Origin of the sequence: Pseudonocardia sp. P1 (genome assembly GCF_000178675.2) — a bacterium.
Lineage (GTDB): Bacteria > Actinomycetota > Actinomycetes > Mycobacteriales > Pseudonocardiaceae > Pseudonocardia.
This window is the reverse complement of record NZ_ADUJ02000001.1, coordinates 2037873-2056414: the sequence shown is the minus strand read 5'-3', so window position 1 is coordinate 2056414 and position 18542 is coordinate 2037873. Positions and strand designations below refer to the sequence as shown.

Here is an 18542-nt window from a genome sequence, read left to right as displayed (position 1 = left end):
CTACGCGGCCCGCCGCTCGCGCAGCGCGGCCAGCGCGTCGTCGGCGTGCTTCGTCATCGCCGTCTCGGAGCCGATCTCGGCGAGGATCCGGCGGTCGGTGCCGATGACGAAGGTGCGGCGCCGGGTGTGGAAGTTGCCCGGCAGCCACGCCCGCCACGCGCCGAACGACTTCGCGACGGTGTGGTCGGCGTCGGACAGCAGCGGGAAGCCGAAGCCGTTCGCGGCGGCGAACATGTTCTGCTTGTCCGGCCGGTCGCTGGAGATCCCGACGGGCTGCGCGCCCAGCTCGGCGAACTCCGCCGAGAGGTCGCGGAAGTGGCAGGCCTCCTGGGTGCAGCCGCCCGTCATCGCGGCGGGGTAGAAGAACAGGACGACCGGGCCGGCGGCCAGCAGGTCGGTGAGACGGCGCGGGGCGCCCGTCTCGTCGGCCAGTTCGAAGTCGGTGGCGAGGTCGCCGACGGCCATGGTGTCTCCTCGGGCTGGGAAGGGCTGGAAGGGGAACGGTCTCGCCGTGACGTTCGGTCCGCGGACCGTGCCGGTTCGGCGTCCGGGTGCGTCCGATGATCCCGCAGGCGGGTCACGGCTGCGGGCGGGGCGCGCGCGGCGGGAGGGGGAGGAACCCGCTGGTGCGGCGGACGTAGTCGGCGTAGCCGGGGCGCCGGTCGGCGATGTCGCGCTCCAGCAGTGCGGCGCCCGTGCCCTTGACCAGGTTGGCCGTGATGACGGCGACGCCGACCAGGCCGATCAGCCCGGCCGGATGGGCCAGGGCCAGGATCCCCAGCCCCCACCAGACGCACGCGTCGCCGAAGTAGTTGGGGTGCCGCGTGTAGCGCCACAGCCCGGAGTCGAGGACCTCGCCGCGGTGCGCGGGGTCGGCGGTGAACCGGGCCAGCTGGGCGTCGCCGACGGCCTCGAAGCCGAACCCGACCGCCCAGACCAGCATCCCGAGCACGGTGACGACCACGCCCCAGGTCCCCACCGCCCCGTACGGCGCGATCTGCACCGGCAGCGACACGACCCACATGACCGCGCCCTGGGTCAGGTAGACCTTCCGGAACGCGTACGCCGCCGGGTTCCCGGGCGCGCGGGCGAGGAGATCGACGTAGCGCCGGTCCTCCGGCTTCCCGTGGTTGCGCCGGGCGATGTGCCGGGCCAGCCGGCCACCCCAGACGGTGACGAGAACGACCACCAGCACCCGTCGCCAGGCGTCCCCGGAGGGATCGAGCAGCGTCGCCGTCACCGCGCTGACCAGCGCGATCAGGACGAACCCGAGCCCCCAGACGACATCGACGCCGTCGTGCCGGCCGCGCCGCACGCCGACCGCGAGCGCCACGACCATCAGCACGAGGACGGCGGCCAGGGTGACGCCGAGGTTCGCGGCCAGGGCGGTCCAGGGGTACGGGTTCACGTGATCATCCTGCGGTGGCGGGGTCCTGCTCGCGCGCCGGAGCCGCCGGGACCGGGTCCAGGGCGGGGTCGCGGCCCAGGATCCCGGAGCGGCTGCGCGGCAGCCCGGAGGTGCCGTCGGTCCCGGGGCGCACGGTGAGGACCTGGTGCACGCCCATCCGGTTCTCCTCGAAGGCCAGCGCGGCCCCGGCCAGGTACAGCAGCCAGATCCGCCACTGCTCCTCACCGATCATCCGGACGGCGGTCTCGCGGTGCCGCTGCAGGGTCTCCAGCCAGGGCCGGACCGTCCACACGTAGTGCTCCCGCAGCGAGTGCACGTCGACGATCTCGTGCCCGGCACGCTCCAGGAAGCCGAGGGTCTCGCCGAGCGGGCGCATGTACATGTCCGGGGCGACGTAGGACTCCATGAACGCCCCGCCGCCCGGGGCGGTGTTCGCGCCCGCCGATCCGCGCGACATCTGCTGCAGCAGCAGCCGGCCGTGCGGGCGCAGCAGCCGGTGCAGCCGCTCCGCGTACACGGGGTAGTTGTCCTGGCCGACGTGCTCGCCCATCTCGATCGAGGCCACCGCGTCGAACGGCTGGTCGTCGATCTCGCGGTAGTCCTGCAGGCGGATCTCGACCCGGTCGGACAGGCCGGCGCGACGGACCCGCTCCACGCCGTAGTCGCGCTGCTGTGCCGACAGCGTCACCCCGGTGGCGTGCACGCCGTAGTGCTCGGCGGCGTGCACCAGTAGCGACGCCCAGCCGCAGCCGACGTCGAGCAGCCGCATCCCGGGCCCGAGCCCGAGCTTGCGGCAGATCAGGTCCAGCTTGTCGCGCTGCGCGTCGACCAGGGTGTAGTCGGGGCCCTCGTCACGGGTCCAGTAGCCGCACGAGTACGCCATCTGCGGGTCCAGCAGGAACGCGTAGAACTCGTTGGAGAGGTCGTAGTGGTGGCTGATCGCGTCGGAGTCCCGCCGGCGGGTGTGCAGGCGGCCGCCGAGCCTGGCCTCCGAGGCGGGCGGCTTCGGCGGCGGGCCCACGGCGCGCAGCCGGGCCGCGGTGCGCAGCGCGGACACCTTCTGCCGCAGGTCCGGCCGCACCGCCCCGGAACCGGGGCGGGCCAGCTGCCAGAACCGGGACAGCCCGTCGGCGACGTCGCCGTCGACGTCCAGGTCACCGGAGACGAACGCGCGGGCCAGCCCCAGCTCGCCCGGGGACCAGAGCAGGCGTCGCAGCGCGCGCCGGCGCCGGACGATCACCGTCGGCGGGTGCGGGTCGTCCGGGGAACCCGGGTGACCGGCCTCGCTGCCGTCCCAGGCGCGCAGCCGCACCGGGAGCGGGGCGCCGAGGACGTCCTCCAGCAGGGACGCGAGCCGCTGGGCGGGGGTGGGGGACATGCTTCTCCTCTAGAAGGACGGCTTGCGCTGCAGCGAGAACTGGAAGACGTCGAGGTAGCCGACCCGGAACCCGGCCTCGCAGTAGCCCAGGTAGAACTCCCACATCCGGCGGAAGGTCTCGTCGAACCCGAGCCCCTCGACGTCGTCCCAGCGGTCCAGGAAGCGCTCGCGCCAGTGGCCGAGGGTGCGGGCGTAGTCGAAGCCCAGGCTGCGGCGCTCGGCGACGTGCAGCGTGGTGTCGGCCGCCAGGTTGCGCTCGATCGACGTGACCGACGGGATGAGGCCACCGGGGAAGACGTACTTGTGGATCCAGGTGTAGTCGTCCTTGGCGACGACCATCCGGTCGTGCGGCATCGTGATCGACTGCAGGCCGACCCGCCCGCCCGGTGCGAGCAGCCGGTCCAGCGCGGCGAAGTAGGTCGTCCAGTACGCCTCGCCGACCGCCTCGACCATCTCCACCGAGACGACGGCGTCGTAGCTGCCCCGGGCCTCGCGGTAGTCGCGCAGCAGCACCTGCACCCGGTCGGCGACGCCGTCCTCGGCGATCCGCTGCTCGGCGAGGGTCTTCTGCTCCTCCGAGATGGTGAGCGTGGTGACGCGGGCCCCGCGCTGCGCGGCGCGGGTCGCGAGACCGCCCCAGCCGGTGCCGATCTCCAGCACGTGCATCCCGTCGCGGACGCCCGCCATGTCGAGGATGCCGTCGATCTTGCGCTCCTGGGCGAGCACCAGGTCGTCGGAACCGTCGGCGAACCAGCCCGCGGAGTAGGACATGGTCTCGTCCAGGAAGAGCGCGAACAGGTCGTTGGAGAGGTCGTAGTGGCGGTGGATGTTCTCCCGCGACCCCTCCAGCGAGTTGACCTCCTCGCGGGGCTGGCGGGCCTCCACGTACCGGCGGGCCAGGCGCTGCAGCACCGGCGGGATCAGCGTCGACAGCCTGGCGGCGAACGGGGTGAGCAGGCCGGGCAGGTCGGTCGTCGTCCAGTCGCCCGCCATGTAGGACTCGCCGAAACCGATCTTGGAGTCGGCGCCGAGCCGGGCGAAGAACGCGGCCGGGCGCTCGATCCGCATCACCGGCGAGTCGGTCCCGCCGGAGCCGATCCGCTCGCCCCCGGGGAACACCACCCGTACCGGCAGCCTGCGGACGGCGTTGCGGAACAACGACTCCGCGATCCGGGCCTTCACCGGCGCCGACGGCGGGGTGGCCAGTCCCGGCCAGATCCCCTCGTTCGGGCGGGGGACGGCGCGGGTGCGCGGCCGGCCGGCCGGCCGCGGGGAGTCGTCACGGGACAGGTCGTGCTGCATGGTCATCGCGTGACCCCTTCCTCGGAACGGTCGGCTGCGCGGGACTCCTGCTGTTGTTCGTCCAGCTGGCTCGTCTGGTTCTGCGGTGGCCGCGTGGGCCGGGCCACGATCGGCAGTCGGCGCAGCCACAGCGCGATGCCGTGCCGCCGGATCAGTGCGGACGTCCGGAGCGTCACCAGTGGCCTGCGCAGCACCGTGCGCGCGACCTCCCGCGGCGTCGCCGTGCGGCGGCGGCCGGTCAGGGTCGCGACGAACGCCGGTGCGCCCTCCTGGTGCAGGGTGACCGCGATCCCGAGCCGCTCGCCGGGCTCCGGGAGCCGCATCGTGTAGTGGCCGTCCACGGTCAGGAACGGGGAGACGTAGAACTCCTTGGCCGCGCGGTACCGCCCGTCGCCGTCCCCGTCGCCGGGCTGCAGCAGGTAGCAGTGCCGCTCGCCGTAGGTGTTGTGCACCTCCGCGATCACGCAGGCGAGCGAGCCGTCGGCGCGGTGGCACCAGAACACCGAGATCGGGTTGAACACGTGGCCGAGCACCCGGGCGTTCGCGAGCATCGACACCCGCCCGCCCGCCAGGTCGATGCCGTGCGCGGCGAGGAAGGTGTCGACGTTCGCCCGGATCGTGCGGTCCGGGTCGCCGAAGTGGTCGGCGGCGCGGAACCGGGCGAACGGGCGCAGCCACCGGGGCAGCCGCGGCAGCTCGTCGAGATCGACCAGCCACAGGTAGGTCGGGTGCGCGAAGGCGGTCTCGAGGTCGCGGCGGCGGGCGTGCCGGACCTCGGCGTCGTACAGCGCCGGGGTCACCATGCGACACCCAGCGCGCGGGCCGCGCGGACACCGGAGGCGCACCCGTCCTCGTGGAAGCCCCAGCCGTGGTACGCCCCCGCGAACGCGGTCACCGGGGTGTCGAGCTCCGGCAGGCGGCGTTGTGCGGCGACCGAGGTGGGCGTGTAGATCGGGTGCTCGTACTGCATCCGGGCGACGACGGCGTCCGGGGAGACCCGGCCCGACCCGTTCAGCGTGACGACCCAGTCGTCGGGGTCGGTGAGCCGCATCAGGCGGTTCATGTCGTAGCTGACCAGCACCGGCGCCTCCGCGGAGTCGGCGCAGGCCGGCTTCAGGTAGTTCCACGACGCCCGGGCGCCGCGGGCACGCGGCAGCAGCGAGGCGTCGTGGTGCAGCCAGGTCTCGTTGCGCGAGTACTCGAACGCACCCAGCACCTCACGCTCGGCGGCGGTCGCGTCGTCGCCGAGCAGCCGCAGCGCCTGGTCGGGGTGGGTCGCGACGACGATCCGGTCGAACGCGGCGACCGCGTCGCCGTCGTCGCGGACCTCGACGCCGGCCGGGGTGCGCAGCACCGACCGCACCGGGGTGCCGGTCCGCACCGCGGGCAGCTGCTTGACGATCCGGTCCACGTAGGACCGCGACCCGCCGGTGACGGTGCGCCACTGCGGCGAGCCGCCGATCGCCAGCATCCCGTGGTGGTCGAGGAAGGTGAACAGGTAGCGGGCGGGGTAGCTCATCGACAGCGCCGCGCCCGCCGACCACACGCAGGACACGACCGGGATCATGAAGTGCTGCACGAAGTAGCGGGAGTAGCCGCCGATGGCGAGGAACGCACCGAGGGTGACGTCGCCCGCCGCCTCGTCGGCCAGCACCCGGCGGGCGTGCCGGTGGAACCGGACCACCTCGCCGAGCATCCGCAGGTACTGCGGCCGGACCGCGTTGGACGCCCGCGGGAACAATCCGCCGATGCGCTGCGCTCCGGCGTACTCCAGCCCGCAGCCGTCGCAGCGCACCGACATCGACATGTCGGAGTCCTGCGTGGACACGCCCAGCTCGCCGAACAGCCGCAGCAGGTTCGGGTAGGTGCGGTCGTTGTGCACGATGAAGCCGGTGTCGACGCGGCTGATCCCGCCGTCCGACGTCGCCAGCTCGTGGGTGTGCGCGTGGCCGCCTGGGCGGTCGTCCGCCTCGTACAGGGTGACGTCGTGCGTGCGGGACAGCAGGTACGCGGCGGTCAGGCCGGACACCCCGCTGCCCACCACCGCGACGGTCGGTCGGCCGGTCATCGGCTCACCACTCCTTCTCGCGTCGGATCCACCGCCGGGCTCAGCCGCGCGCCGGGGTGAGCGCGGCCCGCAGCCCGTCCGGGGCCGGTTCCGCCATGGCATTCGTGATCGACGGGTCGAGAGGTTCGGCCCCGAGCTCGCCGAGCACGAACCGGGACACCAGCGACGTCCAGTCCCCGGCCCGGCGGAGCATGGCGTGGCCGTCGCCGAGCACGTCGAACCGCGCCACCCGCGGGGTGACCTCGCGGGCGCGCAGGGCGTAGGCGTACGACGCGGCCGGGTCGGTCATCCGCTCGCGGTCGCCGTGCGCGATCAGCACCGCACGGCCGGCGAGCTGGGTGACCGGGTCCGAGCCGTCCAGCCACGGCGCGAGCCCGCAGACGGCGACGACACCGGGCCCGCCCGCGGCGCGCAGCACCGCGCGGCCGCCCATCGAGTGCCCGACCAGCGCGACCGGGCGGCCCGGGGAGCGGCGGCCGAGCTCGCCGAGCGCCCACTCGACGTCGCGGAACGCGTCCATGGCCTGCCCGTTCCAGCCCTTCACCCGGTACCGCAGCACGTGGACCGCGACGCCCTCGCCGAGCTCGGTGCGCAGGCCGCGGCCGCCCGCCTCGACGGCGCGGGCGAACGGCAGCATCCGCCAGTGGGCGAGCCCGCGGCGCGGCGACGGCGCCGTCGAGTGGGCCTTGCCGCCGTGCGCGACCAGGACGACGGCCGCCGGGCCGGTGCGCGCGGCACCGGTCGTCTCCAGCCGGGGGAACGGATCGGGCACGGCCACCTCACGGGGACGGGGTGCGCGGGGCACCGGGACGGTCGCGTCGTGTGGTTCGTCCGCCGGGCCCGGACCGGCCGATCCGGTGGGACCGACGTCACATCCGGGCGGCGCCCGATCACGGTCCGCACCCGGGATCGTATTTCGGTGGAACAGCTCCCCGCGCGGCGAAGCGGGCGGGGACGGCGGTCTGCGAGCGTTGTCACAGGTCGTGGGGCCGGCGGCGCCCGCCCGGTAGGAGCACGGACGCGGGTGCCGGGGCCGCCGCGCAGGATGTGGTCCGGCGGGCGGGGTGGCCGCCACCACCGCCGCCCCGGTCGAGCCGGCCGCGGTCGGCGGGCCAGGATGTGCGCGACGGGACCGGGCCCGTGCGGGCCGGAGAGGGGTACGGACGATGGGCATGCCACCGGAGCTGACGGTGCGCGGTCGGATCGCGGCGACGCTGCGGCGCCGCCGTCGTGGGTCGGGGTTCTGGTTCGGGCTGGCGATCGCGGTGATCTGGCCGATCGTGCTGTGGGGCACCCGCCTCGGCTGGCGCGGTGCCGAGCACCTGCCCCGCACCGGGGGTGCGTTGCTCGTCGGCAACCACGTCTCGTTCTCCGACCCGATCTTCGACATCGCGTTCGGCACGACGCACGGGCGGATCCCGCGGTTCATGGCGAAGGGCGAGCTCTGGGACGTCCCGGTGGTGAAGTGGGTGCTCGGCCAGGGCGGGCACATCCCGGTGTACCGGGCGTCCAAGCGGGTGGGGGAGTCGTTCACCGGCGCGATCGACGCGCTGAGCAGGGGCGAGGTCGTCGCCGTCTACCCGGAGGGCACGTACACGGCCGATCCCGAGGGCTGGCCGATGAAGCCGAAGAACGGTGTGGCGCGGATCGCGCTGCGCTCCGGCGCCCCGGTGATCCCGATGGCGAACTGGGGCACCCAGGACTTCCTGCCCGCCGAGGGCAGGCCGAAGCTGTTCCCGCGCAAGCGGATCGGCATCGCACTCGGGCCGCCCGTCGATCTCTCGGAGTTCGCGGGGAAGCCGCTGACCCGCACCACGCTGGACGCGGCCACGAAGAAGATCATGGACGAGGTCACGACGCTGCTGGAGGGGCTGCGCGACGAGACCCGCCCGGCGACGCCCTACGACCCCGAGCTGGGGGCTCGCCCGGAGGCCCCGGGCGAGCCGGTCGAGGGGCCCGGGCGCGCCGCGAGCTGACCCCCGGGTCAGACCTCCAGGCCGAGCAGGGCGTTCTCGACGACCTCGGGGAGCGCCGGGTGGATCCAGTACTGCGCGGTGGCCAGCTCGCCGGCGGTCTGCCCGAACACCATCGCCTGGATCAGCTGCTGGATCAGGGTGGACGCCTGCGGGCCGAGCAGGTGCGCCCCGAGCAGCCGCCCGGTGCCCTTCTCGGCGACGATCTTGCAGACGCCGGTCCGGTCCTCCATCGCCCAGCCGTAGGCGACGTCGCCGAAGTTCTGCACCTTGACGGTGACGTCCAGCCCCTGGTCCCTGGCCTCCGCCTCGGTCAGGCCCACCGAGGCGATCTGCGGCTCGGTGAAGACCGCGGCCGGGACGAACGCGTGGCTCGTGGCGCGCAGGTCCTCGGGGTGCGCCAGGTTGTGGCCGACGATCTTGGCCTCGTGGTTGGCGACGTGCTTGAGCTGGTGCGGCGACGACACGTCGCCGAGCGCCCAGACCCCCTCGGCGGACACGCTGCGCTGGAACTCGTCGACCGCGACCCGCCCGTCGTCGTGCACGGTGACGCCGGCCCGGTCCAGGTCCATCCGGTCGCCGTTCGGCTCCCGTCCCGTGGCGACGAGCAGGGTGTCCGCGACGACCTCGGAGCCGTCGTCGAGGGTGAGCGTGACCTCGCCGGGCCCGCCGGTCCCGTCGCCGGACAGGGCAGTGACCTGGCGGCCGAGCCGGCAGTCCCAGCGCGAGGTGGCGATCTCGGTGAACCGGTCGGCGAGGGTCTCGTCGAGGTGGCGCAGCAGCTTCGGGCCGCGGGCGACGACGGTGACCTCGGCCCCGAGCGCGGAGAACACGTGCGCGAACTCCGCCGCGATGTACCCGCCCCCGAGGATCACCAGCCGCCGCGGGACGTCGTCCACCCGCATGACCGTGTCGGAGGTCTCGAACGGCACCCCGGACGCGGTGACGGCCTCCGGGACGACGGGGCGCGACCCGGCCGCGATCACCACCCGGTCGGCGGTGATCGTGTCGGTGCCCGAGCCGTCGGTGCGCTCGACGGCGAGCTCGCGGTCCGCGGTGAACCGGGCGTGCCCGAAGTAGACGGTGACGTTCGGGCTGCGCTCGACGCGGTACTCCCGGCCGCCCTCCGAGATCGGGTCGATCCGGCCGAACACCCGGTCCCGGATGTCGGTCCAGCGGATCTTGTCGACCGACCCGTCGACGCCGTAGGTGTGCGCGTGCCGGATCGTCTCGGCGACGTCGGCGGCGTAGACGTACATCTTCGTCGGGATGCAGCCGACGTTCAGGCACGTCCCGCCGAACACCCCGTGCTCGACCAGTGCCACGTCGAGCCCGGCGAAGCGTTCGTCGAGGAAGGTGTTTCCGGAACCGGTGCCGATGACGACCAGATCATGGTGGGCCACCTCTCGAGGCTAACCGCTTCCGGATGCTCACGAGGCTCTGGTACCCACAGCGGATGACCGTGCACACCCCGGGCGCGACGGTGCGCCGCAGCTGGGCCTCCGATCTCGATCTCGCCACCCTGTACGCGCTGCTCGCGCTGCGTACCGAGATCTTCGTGGTCGAGCAGGAGTGCGCGTACCAGGAGCTCGACGGGCGCGACCTCGAGCCCCGCACCCGGCACTACTGGCTGGCCCGCGACGCCGGGGACACCGTCGAGATCCTCGCCACGCTGCGGCTGCTGAAGGAGCCCGGCGGCGGGTACCGGATCGGCCGGGTCTGCACCCGGGCCGACACCCGTGGCCAGGGCCTCGGGCACCGGCTGATGGACGCCGCGCTGGCCGAGGTCGGGTCCGGGACCTGCGTGCTGGACGCCCAGGAGGTCCAGGCCGCCTTCTACGAGCGGCACGGGTTCGTGGTGGCGGGGGAGGGGTTCGTCGAGGACGGCATCCCGCACCTGCCCATGCGGCGCGCGTGAGCTAGCCCGCGGCGCGCTTGCGGACGTCGGGCGGGAACGCCCCGGCCGCCACGCACGCGTCGGACCAGCGGTTCAGCGCCGCGGTGACGTGCTCCAGGTCCGGGCCGAGCGCAGTGAGCAGATCGGCCTGGGAGGCGTCGGTGGTGGCCTCGACGCCGTCCCGGAAGGCCCGGCCCGCGTCGGTGAGCTCCGCGCCCGGGGCTGCGGTGGTGATCAGGCCCTCGTCGGCGAGGCGGTGTGCACCCGCCGTGGCGAACTCCTCGGGCCAGGCCCGGGTCCCGGAGTACTCGCCGAGCGGGTAGCCGACCCACAGCTCGGCGAGGATCCCCATCCGCACCGGGTCGAGCCCGGCCGCGACGCTCGCCGCCACGTGGCCGTCGCCGCGGTGCTCGCGGACCAGGTCGGCGGCCCGCCACAGCCGTCCGGCCGGATGCCCGGGGCGGGGGCGTGCCCGCAGCGCGGCGAACAGCGGCCGCCCGGCACCGGCGACGGCGTCGACGGCGCGTTCGAGGACCGCCGCGACCGGGGCGACATCGGGGTCGTCGCCGATGATCTCCTGCAGGCTCTCGACGGTCGCGTCCTCGCGCAGGCGCTGCAGGTCCTCGATCGGGAGCAGGGCGCGCCCGCGTTCCCAGGTGTCCCCGACGAACCCCGGCTCGAACACGGCGAAGGCGGCGGCCACCAGCTCCGGCGGCGCGTCGGCACCGAACGGGGCCGCACGGCCGGTGACGTAGGCCGAGAAGAAGTCGTGCCCGTGCGCGGCGGCGGCCTCGCCGACCCGCGACGACCAGACGTCGTGCATCGCGAGCGGTTCGAGCGCGTCGCGCAGCGCGCGGGCGGGGCTCCCGCCCGTGACGGCGCCGGGGACGGTCACCCCCTCGGGCGCGGCGGCGAAGAAGATCCGCACGGCTTCGGCGTGGTCCACGGGGGTCCTCCTGACGACGGCTGCGGCGCTGCGGTGACCGATCGTGCACGACCGAGCGCGCCGCGGCACCCCGGACGGCGTCGTGCGCGATACTCCTGCCGCGCCGGGCGCAGGGACGACGAGGAGGACGAGTGCGGATGAGCGACGATCGACGGGGCGGGGACGCGCCGGCCTGGGGCCGGGTCGGTCCGGAGGACCCCACGGCCGATCCCGCGACCCATCCCGCGATGCGGGTCCCGTCCGGCGAGGTGGAGCGCTCGGAGCAGCCGACCGTCGCCGTCCCGACGGGCGACGGTGCCGGGGGTGCCGGGGGCGCCGGGGGTGCGGCCGGTTCCGCCGGTTCCGCCGGTGACGGTCCGGCCGGTGACGACACCCCGACCGTGCGGCGGAGGATCCCCAACACACGCACCGGTGGTCTGTGGGCGGCGCTGATCCTGTCCGCGGTCGTGCTGATCTTCCTGCTGGTGTTCATCCTGCAGAACACCGAGCCGGTCGTGATCAACTTCCTGTGGCTGACCGGGACGCTGCCGACCGGCGTCGCGCTGCTGTTCGCCGCGATCGCCGGGGTCCTGCTCGTCGCCGTCCCGGGGACGGGCCGGATCCTGCAGCTGCGCCGCGAGGCCCGCCGCACCTGACCCCCGGAGCCTCCGTGTCTGCGCCCCCGCACAGATCACGGCGCATCCGCACAGGTCGCGGCGCATCCGCACAGGTCCCGTGCATTCGCACACGCACGGTGGCGTCCGCACAGGCTGTGACTTGTGCGGCGTGATCCGAACGTGTGCGGGGGGATCCGAAGTTGTGCGGCGCCGCGGAGCCTGTCCGGCCGCGGTGAAGGAACCGAGCACCACGGCGGAATCCGCGCGGCGGCGCCGGAACCTGCGCGGGGGTTACGGGCCTGTGCGGCGACGGAGCCTGCGCGGCGGCGCCGGAACCTGTGCGGCGACGGAGCCTGCACGGCGGCGCCGGAACCTGTGCGGGGGTTACGGGCCTGTGCGGCTACGGAGCCTGCGCCGCGGCTACGGAACCTGCGCGGTGGCGACTGAACCCGCGCGGCTGCCACGACGCTGTGCAGCGACCACAGAGTCCGTGCGGTAGCCACGGACCGCGCGCGGCGCGGAGACGATCTGTACGGCCGGACCGGGCGTCGCCGGTCCGGCCGACGGGTCAGCGGCGGCGTCGCCCGGCGCCGGGGCGACCGCCCCGCGGCTTCGGCTTCGGCTGTGCCGGCTTGGCGACGACGATCGGCTCACCGGACGGCTCCCGCGCTCCGGTGACACGCACCAGGTCCGGGTGGCCGGGCGTCACGGTCGCGACCTCGGGACGCACCCCCGCCTGCTTCGTGAGCAGGTCCACCTCGGCGCGCTGCTCCGGCGCGGACAGCGTGACGACGACGCCCTCCTCCCCGGCCCGGGCGGTCCGGCCGGCGCGGTGCAGGTAGGCCTTCGGGTCGGCCGGCGGGTCGACGTGGACGACCAGGCCGACGTCGTCGATGTGGATGCCGCGGGCGGCCACGTCGGTCGCGATCAGCACCGGCACCTCGCCGGTGCGGAACTCGTCGAGGGCTCGGTTGCGCTGGTTCTGCGAGCGCCCTCCGTGCAGCGGACCGGCCGCGACACCCTGGCGGCGCAGCACCCGCACCATCCGGTCGGCGCCGTGCTTGGTGCGCACGAACATGATTGTCCGGCCCTCGCGGGCGGCGATCTCGGCGATCACCCGGGAGCGGTCGTCCTTGCCGACGACGAGCACGTGGTGCTCCATCGTGTCGACGCTCGCCGTCGGCGGCGCGACCGAGCGCGTGACCGGATCGGTGAGGTGGCGCCGGACGAGGGTGTCGACCTCGCCGTCGAGGGTGGCGGAGAACAGCAGCCGCTGGCCGTCGGACGGGGTGCGGTCGAGGATCCCGCGGACCTGCGGCAGGAAGCCCATGTCCGCCATCCGGTCGGCCTCGTCGAGCGCGGTGATCGTGACCTCGGAGAGGTCGCAGGTGCCCTGCTGGAGGTGGTCGGTGAGCCGGCCGGGGGTCGCGACGAGCAGGTCGATGCCGCGGCGCAGCTCGGCCACCTGCTTGTTCATCGACAGACCGCCGACGACGGCGGTGACCCGCAGGTTCACCGCTGCGGCCAGCGGGGTCAGCACGTCGACGACCTGACCGGCGAGCTCCCGCGTCGGCACCAGGACCAGGCCCAGCGGTGCGGTCGACCGGGCGCGGTCACCGGCGATCCGGGCGAGCAGCGCGAGCCCGAAGGCCAGGGTCTTGCCGGAGCCCGTCTGCCCGCGCCCGAGCAGGTCACGCCCGGCCAGGGTGTCGGGAAGGGTGGCGGCCTGCACCGGGAACGGGGCGGTGAATCCCTGCGCGGCGAGCGACTTCACCAGGGCCTCGGGCAGCCCGAGCTCGGCGAAGGACGGCATGCCCGTCGCCGGCGGTGTCCACTGGACGACCTCGGCGTCGGCGGAGCGCTGCCGCTGCCCACCGGCGCGGCCGCCCCCGGACGCGGGACCGGCCGGGCGGCCGGACTGCTGCTGACCGCCGCTGCGACGACGGCCGCCGCGACCGCGACCGCCCCCGTCGCGCTCGGTGCGACGGTTGCCGGAGGCGCCGCCGGGACGGTCGCCGGCGTCGTGCCCGGGACCGCCGGGGCGGTGCTCGGTGCCGTGGCGGGGGCCGCGGTCGGGGGAACCGCTCGCGCGGCGGGCCGCGCGGGGCTCGTCGCCGCGGCGGGGGACCGACTCACCGGGCGCCGCCGACGGGCGGGTGGCGCGGCGGCGCGGACGCCGCTCGGGGGCGTCGGGCGACGGCGGACGGAACTGGGGCCTGGACAACAGGTCTCCTCGCGTGACGTGGCACGTCCTGCGGAGACCTCTGCGATGGCGGGTGCTCGGCCGACGGGCCCGGGCGCGGCTCGGCGTCGTCGCGGCGCGCGCTCCGTGATGGGAAGGCTCGGCCCGGCAGCTCGGACGCCGGACGCTCGTCCACCGATCTTACGCCCGCCCCCCATCCACCCCGCCCTCCCCCTCGGCACACCCGCACAGGTTTCGGGTGTTCGCACGGGTTGCACCGTGTGCGGTGGGCCCGGAGCCTGCGCGGTTCAGGCGGTATCTGTGCGGCCGGACCGGTAGCTGTGCGGCTGGAGCGGTGCCTGTGCGGCGGGGCCTGAGCCTGTGCGGTGGTGCCCGGGCCTGGACGGCTGCGGCGCCGGGGCCGGACGCAGGGCGGGGGCGAGCCCACGGACCGAGCCGGGCAGGGCACGCGGGTGCCCTGCCCGGTGGCGGGCCCGGACCGTCAGTACAGACGGCTGCACAGGTCGGCCAGGAGCGAGTCCGGGGCGTCCGGGTCGAGCCCGCGGGCGACGAACCACTCACCGATCCGCCGGACGTCGCGCTCCAGGAACTCCGGCCCCCGCGGGTTCCCGACGACGTCCACCACCTGTGGCAGGTCGATCAGCACCGGCCGGCCGTCGTGGACCAGGACGTTGTAGGCGGACAGGTCGCCGTGGGCGTACCCGAGGCCGGCCAGGATGCCGAGCGCGCGGGCCAGGCCTGACCAGAGGGCGTCCCGCTCGTCGGGCCCCGGGCGGGACGCGGCCAGCCGGGGCGCCGCGGTGCCGTCGGGGGTGCCGAGGAACTCCATCAGCACCTCGGTGCCCGCGACCGACACCGGGTACGGGACGGGTGCGCCGGCGTCGTGCAGCCGGGCCAGCGCGGCGAACTCCGCCTCCGCCCACCGGACCGCGATCATGTCGCGGCCGACGGACGTGCGCCGGGCCATCGCCCGGTTCTCCCGGGACCTCCGGACGCGGCGTCCCTCGAGGTAGCCCTCGTCGCGGTGGAACAGGCGGTGTGCGGCGTCGCGGTACCGCTTGGCGGCCAGCAGCACTCCCGGACGGCCGGGCAGGCCGCGCTCGACCAGGTGGACGTCGGCCTCCTTGCCGGTCTTGAGCACGCCGCGCTCGCGGTCGACGGCGCCGGTCGCGGTGACCAGCCAGGACGGCCACGGGCGCGGCCCGCGCGATCCGGCGGGCACCGACGGCCAGGTGCTCCAGCGGTCGCCCTCGGGCGGGGCGTCCGGGTCGGACCCGGCTCGACCGTCGAGATCGGACAGGCGGGAGGGGACGGCCGCGGTACGGCCGGGGGTGTCCTCGTCGTCGAATCGGCGGCGACGGCGGCGGACGGGTTCGGACGGTCGTGAGGAGTGCGAGGAGTGCGAGGAGTGCGAGGAGTGCACGGTGGGCTCCGGAGGGCGGCAGGGCGCCACGCGGTGCCGGACACGCCTCTCGGAGGCGCCGGGTCAGCCGCGGGGCGGGGACGGGCGGGACGGGCGCGCAGCGCGCACCCGGACGGGCGTGACGGCCATCGGTACGCACCTCCCCGCTCCCTCGGCGCGGTCGTCCCGCGCACCGGTCCCTCCGGCGACGAGCAGACTGCCGGGCGTCGCCCCCCGGGCGCCACCGGTTATCGCGCCTGGTCCGCCGACCCGCCGACCCGCCGACCCGCCGACCCGCCGGCCCACAGGTCCGCCGGCCCACAGGTCCGCCGAGCCACCGACCAGGCGAACGACAGGCCGACCGGCCGACCGAACCGGTCGGGCACTCCGCAGCGGCGAGACCCCCGAGACCCCGGGCCCGCCGGGTTCACCCCAGCGCGCTCAGCGCCCCGAGCCCGAGCGCGCCGAACAGCACGCCCCAGACGACGACGGTCACGGTCTGCCACACCACGACCTGCCTGCGGTCCAGCCCGGCCGCGACCATGGCGAAGGCGGTCAGCGAGATCGCCATCAGGGTCGGCGCGAGCAGCGAGGCGACCGGCACGCCGTACCGGTCGACCCGGGCGATCAGCTTCCGGCGCCGCTCGCTCTGCGGCTTCTCCCCGCCCCGGGTGAGGCCGCGCCGGGCGCGGTCGCCCAGCCAGACCGCGACGGCCAGCGCGAGCAGGTTCCCGACCACGGCGGCGGTGACGGCGAGCACGACCGGCATCCCGGCGAGGGCCCCGACGCCAGCGCCGACGTAGGACTCCAGGAACGGCACGATCCCGATGACCACCACGGCGAGGACCTGCAGGACCGGGTGCAGGGTGTCCACGACGGCGTTGAGCTGCTCGACCATGTGGAAGATCCTGCCGGATCGCGTGCTGTGTCCGGTATGCCCGGTCGGGTCCCGATCGTGGGACCGCCCGTCAGGCGGGGATCACCAGGTCGAGGTGGTTCCCGGTCCGCTCCACCGCGTGCCCGGCGCGCCTCGCGATCCGGGCGACCGCCCCGGCGTCGGACGGCTCGGCCCGCGAGGTCGCCAGCAGCCGGGCCAGCCCGCCCTTGTGCGACTTGTTGTGGTGGCTGACCACCGAGCGGCTGCCGTCGGGACGGACGGCGAGGACGTTCACCGTCACCGCGCCGGGGATCGCGCCCAGCGCGGCGTAGCCGCCGGACCGCAGGTCGACGACGAGCTCGCCGCCGGCGATCCGGGCCAGCAGCGGGTCGAGCACCGGTCGCCACCGTGCCGCGAGGGTGCCCGAGCCGGGCAGCTTCGCCGAGGCCGAGAGCCGGTAGGCGGGGATCGGGTCGTCGGCCCCGAGCAGCCCGAACAGGGCCGAGCAGACCGCCAGCCGGGACCGGGCCCGGTCCCGGACGGCGAGGGTGAAGGAGCCGGAGTCGAGGGCGTCGTAGAGGACGCCGGTGTAGCGGTCCAGCGCGGGCATCGTCGGCGACGTGGTCAACGCTGCGTCCCGGTCGACCTCCGCGGCCTGACCCGCGGACAGGCCCAGCGCTCGCAGGGCCGCCGGACGGTCGGCGGTGAGCGCGACGAGCTCACCCACCAGTTCCTTGCGGACGGCGCCGAGGTCGGCGTCGTGGGAGAGCGCAGCGAGATCGAGCGGCGCGCCGTCCCCGCCGTCGCGTTTGGTCTCCGAGGGCGGCAGCAGCACGAGCACGGCGGAGCAGCCTAGTTCGCGGCCCGGACGGACCGGGAGGCGCGCCCGTCGGGTACGCCCCGACCGGGCGTTGTGCGACCCCTGCGACGCGACTAGGTTCGGCCGGGTGACCTGCCTCGTGGCGCGACTGCACGTCGACTTCATGCGGATCACGAGCGCGACCTGTCGCCCTCGTCGCTGATCCCGCGCTGATCCCGCGCCCGGGCCCGGCCCCCGCTCGCCTGCGGCCGCCCGCGCCCCCACGACAGCCCGCCGACGTCCGGCAGCGTCCCCGAGCGATCCGCTCGCCTCGACCGCGTCGACCCGGCCGAACCTCTCCGAGGAGATCCTCATGACCGAGCCCGACCCGACCGCAGGCTGGTCCTTCGAGACCAAGCAGGTCCACGCCGGTGCCGCACCGGACCCGACGACCGGTGCGCGCGCGACGCCGATCTACCAGACGACGTCGTACGTCTTCCGGGACACCGACCACGCCGCGAACCTGTTCGGACTCGCCGAGTTCGGCAACATCTACACGCGGATCATGAACCCGACCCAGGACGTCCTGGAGCAGCGCGTCGCCGCCCTGGAGGGCGGGGCCGCGGCGCTGGCCGTCGCGTCCGGGCAGGCCGCCCAGGCGCTCGCGATCCAGAACATCGCCGAGGCGGGCGACCACATCGTCTCCAGCGCGTCGCTGTACGGCGGCACGTACAACCAGTTCCACTACACGTTCCCGAAGCTGGGGATCGAGGTCACGTTCGTCGACGACCCCGACGACCTCGACGAGTGGCGCGCGGCGATCCGCCCGAACACCAAGGCGCTCTACGGGGAGACGCTGGGCAACCCGCGGGGCAACATCCTGGACATCACCGGGGTGGCCGGTGTCGCGCACGACGCCGGCGTGCCGCTGATCGTGGACAACACCGTCCCGACCCCGTACCTGGTGCGTCCGATCGAGCACGGCGCCGACATCGTCGTCCACTCGCTCACCAAGTTCCTCGGCGGCCACGGCACCTCGGTCGGCGGGATCATCGTCGACTCCGGGACGTTCGACTGGGTGGGCAACGCCGCGAAGTTCCCCGGTCTGACCACTCCGGACCCGAGCTACCACGGCGCGGTGTTCACCGACGCCGTCGGCCCGATCGCCTACATCATCAAGGCCCGCGTGCAGCTGCTGCGCGACCTCGGCCCGGCGATCTCCCCGCAGAACGCGTTCCTGATCCTGCAGGGGATCGAGACCCTGTCGCTGCGGCTGGAGCGGCACAACCAGAACGCGCAGGCGCTGGCCGAGTGGCTGGAGCAGCGCGACGAGGTCGAGAAGGTCCACTACGCGGGGCTGCCGTCGTCGCGGTGGCACGCCGCCCAGCAGAAGTACCTGCCGAAGGGTGGCGGCGCGATCGTCGCGTTCGAGCTGCGCGACGGGCTCGAGGCGGGCAAGAGGTTCGTGAACGCCCTCGAACTGCACAGCCACCTCGCCAACATCGGTGACGTCCGCAGCCTCGTGATCCACCCGGCGTCCACCACGCACAGCCAGCTGAACCCCGAGGAGCAGCTGGCCTCCGGCGTCACCCCGGGCCTGGTCCGGCTGTCGGTGGGGCTCGAGGGGATCGAGGACATCAAGGCCGACCTGGACTCCGGGTTCCGCGCGTCCAAGGGTGCGTGAGAGCAGCCT

Annotated in this window: 17 protein-coding genes; 4 read left to right on the top strand and 13 right to left on the bottom strand. The window is 74.6% G+C overall.

The genetic code is table 11. The features are described 5' to 3' along the window. From PP1_RS09010 to PP1_RS08980, 7 genes are all read right to left on the bottom strand, one after another. On the bottom strand, nucleotides 1–465 hold the full coding sequence (locus tag PP1_RS09010) for a peroxiredoxin (RefSeq protein WP_010239862.1): 465 nt from the start codon (nucleotides 463–465) through the stop codon (nucleotides 1–3). A gap of 112 nt (nucleotides 466–577) precedes the next feature. Beyond that, entirely contained in the window at nucleotides 578–1408 is an 831-nt protein-coding gene (locus tag PP1_RS09005) for a DUF1295 domain-containing protein (protein WP_010239860.1), read from the bottom strand. Nucleotides 1409–1412: 4 nt separating this feature from the next. After that, on the bottom strand, nucleotides 1413–2786 hold the full coding sequence (locus PP1_RS09000; protein WP_075314053.1) for an SAM-dependent methyltransferase: 1374 nt from the start codon (nucleotides 2784–2786) through the stop codon (nucleotides 1413–1415). Nucleotides 2787–2795: 9 nt separating this feature from the next. Continuing rightward, the gene (locus tag PP1_RS08995; protein WP_010229881.1) at nucleotides 2796–4094 is read right to left on the bottom strand and encodes an SAM-dependent methyltransferase; all 1299 of its coding nucleotides are present in this window, start codon (nucleotides 4092–4094) and stop codon (nucleotides 2796–2798) included. After that, complete coding sequence (locus PP1_RS08990; protein WP_010229883.1) at nucleotides 4091–4891, bottom strand: DUF1365 domain-containing protein; 801 nt, start codon at nucleotides 4889–4891, stop codon at nucleotides 4091–4093. Before PP1_RS08990 ends, PP1_RS08995 begins: the two co-directional genes overlap by 4 nt. Beyond that, nucleotides 4885–6156 (bottom strand): NAD(P)/FAD-dependent oxidoreductase, encoded by a 1272-nt coding sequence (locus PP1_RS08985; RefSeq protein ID WP_010229885.1) that lies wholly within the window; start codon nucleotides 6154–6156, stop codon nucleotides 4885–4887. Before PP1_RS08985 ends, PP1_RS08990 begins: the two co-directional genes overlap by 7 nt. 40 nt (nucleotides 6157–6196) lie before the next feature. Beyond that, nucleotides 6197–6928 carry an alpha/beta hydrolase gene (locus PP1_RS08980; protein ID WP_075314996.1) on the bottom strand — a complete coding sequence of 244 codons (732 nt, stop codon included), beginning with the start codon at nucleotides 6926–6928 and terminating at the stop codon, nucleotides 6197–6199. A gap of 394 nt (nucleotides 6929–7322) precedes the next feature. Here PP1_RS08980 and PP1_RS08975 point away from each other — a divergent pair, with 394 nt between their 5' ends. Beyond that, nucleotides 7323–8132 (top strand): lysophospholipid acyltransferase family protein, encoded by an 810-nt coding sequence (locus PP1_RS08975; RefSeq protein WP_139323807.1) that lies wholly within the window; start codon nucleotides 7323–7325, stop codon nucleotides 8130–8132. An 8-nt stretch (nucleotides 8133–8140) separates the two neighbouring features. On the opposite strand, the gene PP1_RS08970 is transcribed toward PP1_RS08975, so the two are convergent. After that, nucleotides 8141–9532 carry a mycothione reductase gene (locus PP1_RS08970; protein WP_010240514.1) on the bottom strand — a complete coding sequence of 464 codons (1392 nt, stop codon included), beginning with the start codon at nucleotides 9530–9532 and terminating at the stop codon, nucleotides 8141–8143. A 53-nt stretch (nucleotides 9533–9585) separates the two neighbouring features. Between PP1_RS08970 and PP1_RS08965 the strand changes: the two genes are divergently transcribed. Beyond that, nucleotides 9586–10047: a GNAT family N-acetyltransferase gene (locus PP1_RS08965; RefSeq protein ID WP_010240513.1), complete on the top strand. Its 462-nt coding sequence runs from the start codon at nucleotides 9586–9588 to the stop codon at nucleotides 10045–10047. A gap of 1 nt (nucleotide 10048) precedes the next feature. Here the strand turns inward: PP1_RS08965 and PP1_RS08960 are convergent, their stop codons facing one another. Further along, nucleotides 10049–10972 carry an SCO6745 family protein gene (locus tag PP1_RS08960; RefSeq protein ID WP_075314054.1) on the bottom strand — a complete coding sequence of 308 codons (924 nt, stop codon included), beginning with the start codon at nucleotides 10970–10972 and terminating at the stop codon, nucleotides 10049–10051. A 137-nt stretch (nucleotides 10973–11109) separates the two neighbouring features. On the opposite strand from PP1_RS08960, the gene PP1_RS08955 reads away from it, so the two are divergent. After that, complete coding sequence (locus PP1_RS08955; protein ID WP_227012667.1) at nucleotides 11110–11607, top strand: LapA family protein; 498 nt, start codon at nucleotides 11110–11112, stop codon at nucleotides 11605–11607. Between the two features lie 529 nt (nucleotides 11608–12136). Here PP1_RS08955 and PP1_RS08950 read toward each other — a convergent pair. The 4 genes from PP1_RS08950 to yaaA all read right to left on the bottom strand — a co-directional run bounded on the left by PP1_RS08950 (nucleotide 12137) and on the right by yaaA (nucleotide 16891). Next, complete coding sequence (locus PP1_RS08950) at nucleotides 12137–13381, bottom strand: DEAD/DEAH box helicase (RefSeq protein ID WP_050802450.1); 1245 nt, start codon at nucleotides 13379–13381, stop codon at nucleotides 12137–12139. Between the two features lie 871 nt (nucleotides 13382–14252). Beyond that, on the bottom strand, nucleotides 14253–15194 hold the full coding sequence (locus tag PP1_RS08945; protein WP_010226036.1) for a serine protein kinase RIO: 942 nt from the start codon (nucleotides 15192–15194) through the stop codon (nucleotides 14253–14255). A 406-nt stretch (nucleotides 15195–15600) separates the two neighbouring features. Continuing rightward, nucleotides 15601–16071, bottom strand: coding sequence for a hypothetical protein (locus tag PP1_RS08940; protein ID WP_010226033.1), 471 nt, complete (start codon nucleotides 16069–16071; stop codon nucleotides 15601–15603). Between the two features lie 70 nt (nucleotides 16072–16141). Continuing rightward, on the bottom strand, nucleotides 16142–16891 hold the full coding sequence (yaaA, locus tag PP1_RS08935) for a peroxide stress protein YaaA (RefSeq protein ID WP_010226031.1): 750 nt from the start codon (nucleotides 16889–16891) through the stop codon (nucleotides 16142–16144). Between the two features lie 331 nt (nucleotides 16892–17222). Between yaaA and PP1_RS08930 the strand changes: the two genes are divergently transcribed. After that, on the top strand, nucleotides 17223–18533 hold the full coding sequence (locus PP1_RS08930) for a bifunctional o-acetylhomoserine/o-acetylserine sulfhydrylase (protein WP_010226029.1): 1311 nt from the start codon (nucleotides 17223–17225) through the stop codon (nucleotides 18531–18533). Nucleotides 18534–18542: the final 9 nt, after the last annotated feature.